Below are 12,546 nucleotides of genomic sequence, written 5' to 3' on the forward strand. Positions count from 1 at the left end.
TTCACCTCTTGTAGCCCCCCCAGAACTATTTAAAAATCAAGGCCGATTGCTTGCTTCTTATTTCTACCTCTTTTTCGCTTAACAAGGCACCATAGAAACCCTGTATTTCTGAATCACTTTTATTATTTTCAAGAAACCTGAAAGACGATGCTGCCAAATAATCTTTTTCTTTCTCAAAAGCCAGCCATTTTCTGCCATGCCCTTCTGCAGCTTCTCCGGTGGTATTTGAACCCGCGAATATATCCAACACAACATCACCCGGATCGGTAAGAAACTTAATAAAAAATTCTGGCAACTGCCTTGGAAAACGAGCTGGATGTCCTTGTATATTCGCTATCTTACAAAACCGCAAATATTTTGAATTGCTTTCCGAATTCGATATCTGCAAAAGATTGGGAGGAATGGCGCCACCATTGCCATTCCCGTTGCCAAACTCTTTAGAAATATCATGTCCGGATGGCCTCTTCTTTGGCGTATAGAATTTCTCGCTATTCTTCAATAATTGTTTCATCCTCTCCGAGTAAGGAGTTAATACCTTCTTGATATCAGCCTTGGGATATTCTGACTTCGAAAACCACCATATTGTATTAACAGCGTCTTTCGCCCTTATCTTTCGCTTATTAACCCATTCAATCGGGGACGGCAATTTCGAAGGATTAAACCAAAAAAACTCCTCTGCCAAAAAGAACCCAAGATCCTCGCAGAATTTAATCAATATTTTGTAGTTATAAAGCGACCGGGTCGGCCTTCCTTTTTCGTAAGCACCCCCAAGATCAAGAACAAAACTGCCATCATTCTTTATTACTCTCTTGATTTTTTTTGCAAAAACAGCTAACCAATCGACATAATCTTCTTGCGATTTATTACCGTATTCTTTTTGCCTCTGCAACGCAAACGGCGGCGATGTTATGACAAGGTTGACAGAATTATCAGAAAGACAATCAAGCAATTCTAAAGAATCGCCAACATAAGCCTTCCCATATTGCGTTGTGTACAATGGAGATGGTAATTTCATCGACCCAGCAAACTCCTTTTATTAATAAATATCCAAATCGCTCACCCAACTCGAAAGAATTTTCCACAGCACTGTTACAGCAAAATACACCTCTTTATCTTTCTGCTTCAATTCTTCTATTTGCGTAATAAACTTCTCCTGCTTTTGGGAACCAATTATCCAAGCAACCCACTTCCGTGAATTTTCATCGTTCATTACAGAAGATAAGTCTTTGACGGAGAAGTTACCGCTTTTGCTCAATGCCCAAGAAATACCCGCTCGCACATCTTCGCTGCCCTTTGGGAATAATCCAATAATTTCCTTGCTATAAATCTCTGCCAACCTGAAAAGCGACCGAGCAGATTCAGATCTAACATCGATGTTTATATCGTCAAATACCGTAACTAACGCTTGTAGCGCTTCTTTATTCTTGAGTTCCCCCAACGCCCAAGCTGCTCCCGCTCTAATTTCTGGATGCTGCTCTTTATCTAATAAAACACGGATGAGCAATTCAGCAGAATAACTACTATTAATTTCCCCTAGAATAATAACACCTTCCAGCCTATTTTCTAAATAAGTATCCCTCAAAACCTCTTTAAAGAAATCTATGCTTTCTTTCTGCCCAAGCTTCAAAATACTTGATGCCGCCTCCAAACGAATATAAATATGATCTTTGGAGTCTCCCATTTTCTCCAATAAAGATTTAATCACTTGCAGATCTTTGGGGAAATATGAAAGTGCTTTAGCCGCTGCATATCTTTCACTTAATGAAGTACTTTTTAACATTTTCTGATAATCTGAAGCCCCTCTCCCGCCTAAGCACTTAAAATCTTGAATAACAGGAACAACAGATGCGATGATCTGATCTTGTTTAACAACGCCATTAACAGTTACAATAGGTTTTATAGTGATATTTTTCTTTTTTAAGCTCAGACTTATTGTTCTGTTATCTTCAGTACGTTTAAACTTTATTCTGTTATTTATCTCTACCACTGTACCATCGCAACTAGCAACAGCACATGGCCATGAAATCCTTGTTTCAAATCCTTCTTCAACACCTTTCGGTCTCTCGGTAATAACTTTTTTGTCACGAAAAACCTTCCTCAAATAATTGACTTGAATATATTGCACAAGATCCGAAGCCTTCCAATCTGTAGGATCTTCTCCTGCTTTTTTACAGCTTACCAAGGCGATAAAATCTTCATCATTCAAACCAAAATCCCACCCGCGTTCCGGGCTAGCTATTGAATGTGACATGGTTATTTGCAACTTGGTTTTTGCTCTTGATTCCACCCGTTTTCCACATTTCACACAAAGGATATCAGGAACACGAACACGCTTAATTTTAATCCCCTTCCAAATCTTAAAACTCATTGACCCACGTTCCAACTCTATAGGGGCATGGGTTTGCCGTTTTAAGTCATCAAATACTTTCTTAGTCCCTGTTGCTCCAATAGAAATTTTTTCTAGAAAGCTTACATCGGTTTTGAATGACTGTCTATTTGCCATAGAAACCCTTCATGTTTTAATTTTTATTTCTCCATTGTTTCCGATCCTTTTCAATCAGGTCCCGGATAATTGATATAATGGACGCGCTTTTATTTTGTTTTTGTAACTCAAGAGCTTTTTCTTTCAGGAAGAAATACTGCTCCTCGCTAATTTCAATAGTCGTCTTTTTCATGTTGGTTTTGCCTATTTGCCGGTTCATCTATTTTGTGCTCCAATCGCTATATCCCTTTATTTATAGCAATATAGCACAAAAAGGCTGGATTGAGAAGGAAAAACTAAAGCAACCGCTAAGATAGTTTTTTGGCAATATCTCTAATGCCGGTGTCCGGATGCATAAGAAGTTTTTCTCTATCGTAGTCGATAAAATCAGGGTGGAGGGATATGCGGTATTGCTTTGATCCGTTATTCTCAATAAATTTCTGACCGTCTTTGTCCAGCAAGCTACCTTCTAAAGCCGTTCGGAGGTTACTATAAATCTGAAATTTTTCAACATCAGCAATTATCGTGTCGGAACCCAATCTATGCCTATGAACCCAGCCGTCCCTTTTCTTTTTCAATTCCAACACCAAACGGAGGAATAACTTGAATACCGAATCGCCGAGTTTTATTTTATGATTATTTACCTCGACTGCATTGCTTCGTCTCATCGGTATAGTACCCGGGATATAAACCTTGTCGTAGCATTTGTACTCAAAATTTTTGTAATCCTTATTCTGCTTTTCCGTCAGCTCTCTAATGACAAGATCCGCCCCTATATTCGGCCTCAGCATTCCGGAAATAATCTCGCCGAGTAGTTTGCAAATTTGATTATCAAACGTCTTTCTGTAAATGCTCTCTTTCTTCATATGTTTTTTTAGGTCGAGGGCATCGCTGCGTGTTATCGGTGTAAAAACAACAAGGATGCTATTATCTTTATAAATATACTTTAAGGTAGATAGCTTTAACAACCTGCCGTTGCCGATATTAAGAACGAAAACCAAGCCCGCTCTTCTACCGTTCCCTTTCTTGTTCGCTATATAAAAATATCCCTTTTTCATCCCCTATCCTTGTCCTGCGGGTTTATTTAGACTCTTCCATGCCCGGAGGTCTTTTCCTCCATGGATAGCCTCCCGATGCCTCCTTAAATCCAAGATCATAAAGCTCTCGCATTTCCGCGGGATCAAAAAGCTCTTTTGCTTTTGACACATGCGTTGCAGGAATATAGGCAAGATTAAAATCTCCCTTTCCATATTTAGTAAAAACGTACAACTGGTAAAGATCGCCTATGCCCTGAGCATTTATTATCGTGTCAACCGCACGCTCAGCAATTGCTGAAAGCCTATCCGGAACCTCTTTATAGATAGGATCAACATAGCCGTTTCTTATTACATAGATTGCGTATTTAAGCTTAGATGCATCCATCCCCTTCTCTTTAAGAGCCTTGTCGAACCCCTGCAAAACATCGTGCAGAAAAAATACCTGCCTAGTTATGCCGCCGTCGACGTGCATCTCGTCGTACGTCTTATCATTGGCTTCTACATTCAGATATACCGGCGGGAAAGCAATCGGGATAGATGCCGACGCCAATATGACCTTGCGAAACAGCTTTAAAGCTTTATCATCTCCTATAGACGCGATTTTTCCCATATCCCAGATAACCAGCCGCTGCGCATCTAAATTAGTAGTTCCGATGTAAAGCCTGCACCCTTTGGCATACTCAGCAGCTATTTGCTTCATCAATTCTGCATCAAAGTATTTCTCAATCAGACGCTCAAGCGGGCGGGTATTTGCAAAAGAATTAATAAACGGGATTCGTATTCGGACGATATCTCTCGTAGAATATTTTGTATAAAACTCTTTTAACTTGTAATCATATTCATTCCCGAGAAAGGCGATTGGCGCAATTATCGCTCCCGTGCTAATCCCTGTTACTACTTTAAAAACCGGACGCACCCCCGATTCACTCCAACCACTTAATAAACCGGCCCCGTATGCGCCCTCAGCAGCTCCTCCTGAAATAGCCAGCGCATATAAAGTCTGGCTATTATTAAAGTCAAAAAAAGAACTCTGTTCTTTTTTCTCTTGCTCTAATAATTTGATAAAATCTTCTTTGAAAGAATCACTAGGCATACCGCTGAATGCCCTGACATCCTGCATGCCGAAAACCCGCGCGCTGCTTAATAAATCCGGAGGGACGGCATGCCGAACGCTTGCGCAACCGGAAATAAAAAAAGCGATCATGCTGAACAAGCATAACCGCCTTCTTGTTCCTACCCACTTATACATGAGAACTCCCCATAGATTCTAAAGAATCAACGAGTATCGAGATTCCTCTTTCCATTATTTTTTTATCCTTTTCTTTTAGACCGTTAACGAGCGTCTCAAGAAACCGTTTTCTATGCTTTTCTAATTTTGCCAAATAATATCTCCCTTTGTCGGTAAGCGCGACAGTAACCTTCCTACGATCTTTCTCAGTCCGATGACGAACAACCAATTTGCGTTCAACAAGTCGATCGACAAGATTGGTCGCGAATGCACCGCTAACAGAGAGTTCTTTTTTTATTTTGTTCATCTCGCTCGGCTTGCCGCTACTTAAGAAATTTAATATTTGAAATTCTAAAAAACTTATCTTCTGAGATAAAAAATAACGTTTAGTATGGACATGTAAACTCCTCATAAGCCTCTGAAGCAACTCGGAAAGCTTTAAATAATACGGCCTTTCAAACACAAAACTCACCTTTTTCAATAAGAGTTATGCCTACTGCAACCACCTCGGAATCGTATAGTGATCCGCTGTTTTGTTGAATTTCCTGCAAAGCATCCTCAATATTTAATGTTGGCCGATACACCTGTGGAGAAACCATCGTATCTACCACATCGGCAACTGAAATTATTTTTGTAACAGGATTAATCTCCTCGGCATGTAAGCCGAAAGGATATCCTGAACCATTCAATCTTTCATGGTGCTGAAGCGCAACCTCCGCTGCCATAGATTCGGACTTTATGTCTTTTAAAAGAGAATAGCCCAACTCCGGATGCTTTTTCATGATCTCAAATTCATCATTATTCAGAGGGCCGCACTTATTAAGGATCTCCACCGGTATTTGAATCTTTCCAATATCATGAACGACTGCTGCAAAATGAATATGCTTAATATCTGCGTCGGGGTGGCCAATTTTTTGAGCAATAGCACACGCAAGCCGAGCAACCCGACTTCCATGAGCATAAACCGCCTCATGTTCGCTTAACATTTTTACGATTGAAAACAATGTGTCAAAATTTTTCATGCATTTAATGTTTTATAAACCGCCTCTCAAAACGCTCCAGATACCAGAAGACTACCGGCACTAGAATAAATGTAAAGATGATCGAAGCGAGCAATCCGCCGATCATCACCGCGCCCATAGACTGTTTAATTTTGCTTAAACTCCACAACTGCGGTAGAACGCCTAAAATAATGGCAAACGAAGTCATAATAATCGCGCGGAATTTAGCTGAAGCGCCCTGCCAAAGCGCATCCTTAATCGCCAATCCCTCTTTCATCTTAACTAAGGTCTGATCCAGAAGCAGGATCGCGTTATTCACTACCATACCTACCAACATAACCATACCCATCATCGAAGCCACATTCATGCTCTGGTTAAGATAAAACAGCCCCAAGACCATCCCGGCGACGGAAGCAAGCACTGTAGTCATGACCGCCAAAGGATAAGCAATTAGTGAATTCATGATCGCGCACAACAGCATAAAGGTTAGGATGATCGCCAAAAGAAACGCCCTGCCCAATTCAACATTTGTTTCTTCCATATACTCCGAATATCCCGAGTATTTATAGTTATAGCCGGAGGGAAAGTTAATTGCCTTGAACTGTTTATCCAACTTCTTGCTGACGATAACCATGGAGCTCTTGCCCAGATACCCGTCAATTCGTATGATCCTGTTGCGATCGCGACGCCAGATGGTGGGAACAGCCTTATCGATTTTCAATTCTCCTAATTCATTGATAGGGATTAACCCTTTGCGCGAAAGAATTGATATTTCTTTAATATCGTCGAAATTCCGAGCATAAACATCATCCATCTCCACGTTGACTTTATATTCTTCACCTTTTTCTTTGTAAATATTGGAATCCTCTCCGTAAATGGAGTATCGCATTACTGCGCCCACGCTAGCTGCGTTGAGTCCGAACTCATTAAGTTTTTCCTCATTAGGAACCAAGCTCATCTGCTTCTTAGGGCTTTTATATGAAAGAACTACGCTCTGAAAATCGCCGCTTTTATTCATGATATCTTTCATCTGTCTGGCCAGATCAACCATAACCGTGTAATCCGTGCCGTAAAGGTCTATAGCTACATCACCTTCAGACATCGAGCTTATACCTTGCCGTACGCAATACGCTTCTACATCCGGCATCTTTGAGATGAAAACGATCAGATCGTCAATAATCTGCATATCGCTGCGTTTACGCTCGGTTGAAGGGATTAAATCCAGGGTAACCTTGGCGTTCTCTACTCCATTATTCCCAATATTAGACAAGTAAGCTCGTTTCTCTGGTATCGTATCCAAGAAAGCTTCAATATGCTTGACCGCCTCTTCTGTACGTTCGACGGTTGAGCCTTGAGGAAGAGAAAGATTGATAATGACCTTATCTTCGTCGGACTTAGGCTGAAAATCATTTTCCACATAAGAGAAAAGTAAAAATGAACCGATCAGCGCCAAACAACAAAAAGCAATAGTCGAGCGCGGAAAACGGAACATAAGCTCAAATATATGCTTATACTGCTTTTTAAGAAATTCCGTTAGTTTGTCCACGGAAATCGGAATCATTCTTATTCTAGAAATAACCATTTGCATCAGTCCGGGCCGGAAAGGTTTCTCAGTTTTTTGAGGTTGAAGCATTGCCGCGCACAACATTGGAGTCAATGAGAATGAGGCCAGCAATGAAAAGCAAGTAGCATAAACCACTGTCAGACCGAATGATTTCATCATCAGCCCAACCATTCCACCCATCATAGCAATCGGCATGAATACAACAAGATTGGTGCCGGTAGAAGCAATGACGGGAATTAAAACTTCCTTAGTCCCGTCTATCGCTGCCTTTTCCGGATTGTCGTGGCGGCTCAAATGTACCATCACGTTCTCTAAAATTACTAAAGCATTGGATATAAGTGTTCCGATTACCGTAGCGATGGCAAGAAGGGTCATCATGTTAATGGAAAAACCCGACATCCACATAGGAAATAGCGTAGAGATAATCGAGGTAGGAATAATGATTGCAGAAATAAACGACATATCCCAACGCCCCAGAAACAGCAACAATAGGATTATGGTTAAAACGATTCCTATAAATATGTTCCGTTCGGTATCCAATGTTTCATTCGCGATAAAAGTAGTGGTGTCGGTAGCAATTTCCAGATGCATTCCCTGAGGTAGACTTTTCTGGAATTCCGCTAACCTCTTACGCATTTGATGAGAAATGAATACAGCGTTACCGTCGGAAGCTTTATTGACGGAAAGGCCAACTACAGGTTTACCGTTATAGCGAGCGACTGTAGAGATTTTTTTATAGCTATCCTCGACTGCTGCAATATCCTTCAGGTGAAATTCACCGCCGTCGGATGAAACTAGAAGGGTATCGGCAATCTCTTTTACGCTTGTGAATTCTCCGGTAAAGCGCACGCTAAGAGCATCGTATCCCTTTTCAATATCCCCCGCAGGCACATTTTTATTGCGGGCCATGAGCGCCGCAATCACTTCGTTGATACTAATATAATGCTGCTTCATAAGCATGGGGTCCAAACGGACATTAATCTGCCGTTTCTCCCCTCCATATACGTCGACCTTGGCTACGCCACGTATGGATGAAAATTTGGTCTTTAAGGTTTTATCCGCATATTCGTATACTTCGCGCAGATCACCGGAATCACTGCTTAAAACCATGTCCAACACCGGCTCAATTAAAGGATCATATTTCTCTATTACCGGTTTTTCTATTGCATCAGGCAGGTCGTTAAGAATGGCCTCAACCTTGTCCTTAACTTCTATAGATTTGACGTTGACGTCTGCGGAAAGTAAGAATTCTACGAATATGTATCCGAAACTATCGTAAGACTGGCTTTTTATCTTCTTAATCTCGGAAATCTCAGAAATAGCGTCTTCAATCTTTTTGACTACCAGCGTCTCCACCTCCAAAGGATTCGCCCCCGGATAAGTCACGGAAACCGTCACAATCGGAAAATCAATCTTTGGGGTCTTCTCAATCATCAGATTGGAATAGCTGAAAAACCCCAAGACCACGAATACCAACACAAACATGACCGTGGTAATCTTATGTTTAACAAAAAATTCTATCATTGAATTTGTTCCTTTTTATCTGTTTCTCCGGCGTCTACCACCAGTAGCCGGTCATTATCCTCAAGCATACTCTGTCCGCTGAATATTACTTTATCGCCGGATTGCAATCCTTCGGAAATTATCGCGCCGTAGCCGTTGCGTAATCGAATAACCACTTTGCGTTTTTTGGCAAGACCGTTCTCATCCTTCCAAATAAAATATTCATCTCCGGCAATATCCAGCACTTCATTGGGAACGGCTAATACATTATGTAGCGTCGAAGTATGAGCGCAAACCACAAACGCAACGCTCGGATCCCGAGACTTATCAAACTCTACCTCTACCGGGAACATACCAGCGTCCATGTCTAGTTCCGCACCTATGCTTTTTAATCGAGCGCTAACAACGAATCTATCCTCCGGATCGTATATCTCTTGTCCTTCCTGAAGCGCATTTTTAACTTCACCTGTAACAAACCCACGGGCAACCCGCCCGTCAACGATCCTGACCGTAAACTGAGCGTAAACGGGGACATCTCCGGCTTTAATCACCCGAACCTCAACCGGCTTTCCCGCCTTCTTCCATTCCCCATAGAAACTGACAATTGTCTTACCGCGTGCTGCCTTGACCGCGTGAATACGCAGTGGAACGGAAGCTAAACTAAGGATAATGATTATTAAATATATTGTTTTTCGCTTAAAGTTTTTCATGTTCGTATTTTTCGGTTATTAATTTCTCGATCTTTGACAGCGTTATATTTATGTTGTAAAGAGTGGCTTCCTTATTCAATCTTTGGTTAGTCAAAGAAAGTTCCGCAATATTGAGGTCGGTGATACTGACCTGACCTGAAGAAAACATCTCTTGCGTTTGTTTGAAGGCCTCTTCGGCAAGGCTCACTGCTTCAATGTTTGCCTTAAGATTATCCTTATACTGTTGGTATTCTAAGTAGGCTTTTTTAAGCTCCAGCAGTAGATTTCTTTCTACTTGTTTTTTCCTGAGAACGGCAATTTCTTTATTCGCTTTGGCTTGACTCAGTTGAGCTTCTTTTATTCCTCCTTCCCAAATCGGGATACTTACCTTAAGACCGGCGGCAGAGTAATTATCAAGCTCATCTTTTTTCAAAAAACTATTTTCATTGGAATCCCCTTTGTAATTCATAGAAGCAAAAGCAGAAATCGTAGGTAAAAAACTGGCGTATTTACTCTTTACGCTTGCTTCGGCAGAATCGATTGATTTCTCAAGCCCCTGCAAAGAAGGCTCGTATGCATACATAGCACTCACCAGCGTTTCATAATTAAAATCTGTGTATTGTTCTTGAAAATTTCCCTCAAGTTCAATCTTCCGGTCAAAATCAACATCAATAACCCTTCTTAATGTTTCGATGGCCGCATCAAATTGTGTGCGGGCTTCATTGACTGCCGGAATCCTAGCCGCGACATCAGCATTTATTTTAACAATTTCATATTTCGAGCTACGACCTCCGTAAGAGCGTTGACCGATTAACTTTTTATTTTCAAGAACATCGGCATATGATTTCTCGGCTATAGATAGGGTATTTTTAGCAAGAAGACAGCTATAGTAGCTTAATTTTGCGGCAAAAATCACATCTTGTCTGCTTGCTTCCCTATTCAAACGAGTCGCTTCAACAGCATTCTTAGCTGAATCTATTGCATACATCACTTTGCCAAACGACCAAATAAGCTGTGAAGCGCTTATGCCGTTATCTAAGGAATGATCGTGATACTTACCGGTGGCTTTATCCGGATAATCCATATTGTTTGTCCAAACAGATTGGCCGCTGATATGCGGTAACGCCTCTGAGCGGACTTCCCCGTAAACACCTTTACTTTTCTTAATCTCGCTATCCTTTATCTTTAATTCTTCACTAGTATCCAGCGCCCTCTGAACGGTTTCCTCAAGGCTAATCTTTAAAACGGTTTCCTCTCGGGAATTATCCGCATAAGCGCCAACGTTAAAGGTAAGCGCAACAATAGTGCTTAAGCTTGTAATAAATACAGATAGTTTTTTCATTATCACACCGTCACCCTAATATTAATCACGAAACCCTCTATTACGCTGCTCGTGAACATTCTATCAATTTGTGAACAACTGTTCACAAATAAAGCATACCATTCATTTAGTGGCTTGTCAAGGTAAATGATTTTGTAAAGAGTTCTCTGAGGAAATACTAAAAGGCAGGTTATTTACTTGCGGCACCGTATAGAAACAACCTAAGAATTGTATCGGATAGACCTACTAAACTTTCTTCTTTTCTTTTTTTCTTTTGTAACCACTTAAGAGTAATCGTTTTTAAAATAGATTCGAGCACATTGCTGATTTGCTCCGGGTCAAAATTACTATTAACAACCCCTTGCCCTTGCGCCTCCTTCAGCAGGCTTTCCGTGTATTCTTGCAATTGCAAGCCAATGGATGATTTTAAGAATCTTGTTTCAATGTATGACTCACTACCCTCCGAGACAAATATCTGAAAAAAATCCTGATTTTTCTCGAAGAAAACTAAACTTTCCTGTATAAAAATCTCCAGCTTCTTTTTCGAATCTTTCACTTGCCCTACTTTCTCTTTAATCAAAGCTAATAAGCACTTTAACTTTTCTTCAAGCAAAGCAAAATAAAGAGTGTCCTTGTTCTTAAAATGTAGATAAACCGTCCCCGTTCCGTATTGAGCTTCTTTTGCGATATCTCTTATTGTTGCCTTGTGATATCCTTTCAAAGCAAATACATGCTCTGCCGCTTTGAAAATGTCGGATCTGCGTAATTGCCTATCTCTCTCTTTTCTATTTAATATAGCCATTTATCCCCCTCACGAACACTGTTTAATTAATGAACAATGGTTCATAAATAGAATATACCATCTATTTTTACTTTTGTCAAATCAAACCCAGCAGTACTCTGTTTATTCCTTAAAATAAAATTTCCGTAGCTATCCATGTATATGCCCGTGGAACTCACAGCAGGTATTGGGCTTTCTTTACTACGACTATTTCTTTTTATAAAACCGACTCCTGCAATTTTCCGGTCATGACATCCAGCATCTGAAAATGCGTAACGCCCGCATCCTTCCACTGCTGTTCGATCGTGATCGACCATTTACCCAGCGGCATGACCCGCTGGATCTCCCGCAGACGCAACTTTGCGGCCGGAAGATGATCCCGCATCCGGCCCGACACCGGAATGTTTTCGACGTACGTCTCCTCGCCGCCGTTCCTGACGCTGATATACCGCGTCTTTTTTGCCGTCATGTTTTCACGAACCATAATCATCCCCTCCTTTCGAGGGTATAGGGCCATACGGTTTAATAGTTGGCAAGGCCTTTGTCTTAGAAATCTACCCGCACCCCGGCCTTGGCTCCGACCCCTTTTCGGTCATCGGATTCAGCGAAACCGTACCCCTCGACAAACGGATGAACCTCAAGCCCGGACTTCTTCTCTTCGCGCTTTTGATCAATAGTGACCTGCGCACCGGGCTGGGCGATGATATGCGTTTCCTGCTTCGTGGTTTGAGTCGGCATGAAGAAAGCCTTATAGATCGTCAATCCGATAAGCCCGATCGCCGCGATCCCGATCGCGTAACGCGCGGTCTTGACCCACGGCAACCACTGAACAAAACTTCCCAAAAACTTAAGGATGCTAAATCTTTCGTTTTCCGCCATCCTGCACCTTGCCTTTTAACCACAAATAAAAGAACATCCCCAATCCCCCAACCACCGCGCC

The 12,546-nt window shown here is 41.4% G+C and carries 12 protein-coding genes; all 12 read right to left on the minus strand.

All coding sequences use genetic code 11. The features are described 5' to 3' along the window. Positions 1-25: 25 nt before the first annotated feature. Positions 26-1,015 carry a DNA-methyltransferase gene (locus tag BU251_RS08580; protein WP_128700770.1) on the minus strand — a complete coding sequence of 330 codons (990 nt, stop codon included), beginning with the start codon at positions 1,013-1,015 and terminating at the stop codon, positions 26-28. 21 nt (positions 1,016-1,036) lie between these two features. Beyond that, positions 1,037-2,503, minus strand: coding sequence for a HEAT repeat domain-containing protein (locus tag BU251_RS08585; RefSeq protein ID WP_128700771.1), 1,467 nt, complete (start codon positions 2,501-2,503; stop codon positions 1,037-1,039). A 287-nt stretch (positions 2,504-2,790) separates the two neighbouring features. Further along, entirely contained in the window at positions 2,791-3,540 is a 750-nt protein-coding gene (locus BU251_RS08590; RefSeq protein WP_128700772.1) for a hypothetical protein, read from the minus strand. Positions 3,541-3,562: 22 nt separating this feature from the next. After that, positions 3,563-4,768, minus strand: coding sequence for a patatin-like phospholipase family protein (locus BU251_RS08595; RefSeq protein ID WP_128700773.1), 1,206 nt, complete (start codon positions 4,766-4,768; stop codon positions 3,563-3,565). Beyond that, positions 4,761-5,054, minus strand: a complete 294-nt coding sequence (locus BU251_RS08600) for a MarR family winged helix-turn-helix transcriptional regulator (RefSeq protein WP_228767807.1) — start codon at positions 5,052-5,054, stop codon at positions 4,761-4,763. Before BU251_RS08600 ends, BU251_RS08595 begins: the two co-directional genes overlap by 8 nt. A 148-nt stretch (positions 5,055-5,202) precedes the next feature. Beyond that, positions 5,203-5,769 carry an HD-GYP domain-containing protein gene (locus BU251_RS08605; protein ID WP_128700775.1) on the minus strand — a complete coding sequence of 189 codons (567 nt, stop codon included), beginning with the start codon at positions 5,767-5,769 and terminating at the stop codon, positions 5,203-5,205. 4 nt (positions 5,770-5,773) lie between these two features. After that, positions 5,774-8,836, minus strand: coding sequence for an efflux RND transporter permease subunit (locus BU251_RS08610; RefSeq protein ID WP_128700776.1), 3,063 nt, complete (start codon positions 8,834-8,836; stop codon positions 5,774-5,776). After that, entirely contained in the window at positions 8,833-9,525 is a 693-nt protein-coding gene (locus tag BU251_RS08615; protein WP_128700777.1) for a permuted SH3 domain-containing protein, read from the minus strand. The genes BU251_RS08610 and BU251_RS08615 overlap by 4 nt, the downstream gene beginning before the upstream one ends. Then, a complete protein-coding gene (locus BU251_RS08620; RefSeq protein WP_128700778.1) occupies positions 9,512-10,846 on the minus strand; it encodes a TolC family protein in 1,335 nt (444 codons plus the stop codon). Before BU251_RS08620 ends, BU251_RS08615 begins: the two co-directional genes overlap by 14 nt. Before the next feature lie 169 nt (positions 10,847-11,015). Beyond that, entirely contained in the window at positions 11,016-11,627 is a 612-nt protein-coding gene (locus tag BU251_RS08625; RefSeq protein ID WP_128700779.1) for a TetR/AcrR family transcriptional regulator, read from the minus strand. Positions 11,628-11,823: 196 nt separating this feature from the next. Then, positions 11,824-12,090 carry a hypothetical protein gene (locus BU251_RS08630; protein WP_164908942.1) on the minus strand — a complete coding sequence of 89 codons (267 nt, stop codon included), beginning with the start codon at positions 12,088-12,090 and terminating at the stop codon, positions 11,824-11,826. A 62-nt stretch (positions 12,091-12,152) separates the two neighbouring features. Further along, entirely contained in the window at positions 12,153-12,485 is a 333-nt protein-coding gene (locus tag BU251_RS08635; RefSeq protein WP_164908943.1) for a hypothetical protein, read from the minus strand. Between the last annotated feature and the right edge of the window lie 61 nt (positions 12,486-12,546).

This window comes from Candidatus Velamenicoccus archaeovorus (assembly GCF_004102945.1).
In the GTDB taxonomy this organism is placed as follows: Bacteria; Omnitrophota; Gorgyraeia; order Velamenicoccales; family Velamenicoccaceae; genus Velamenicoccus; species Velamenicoccus archaeovorus.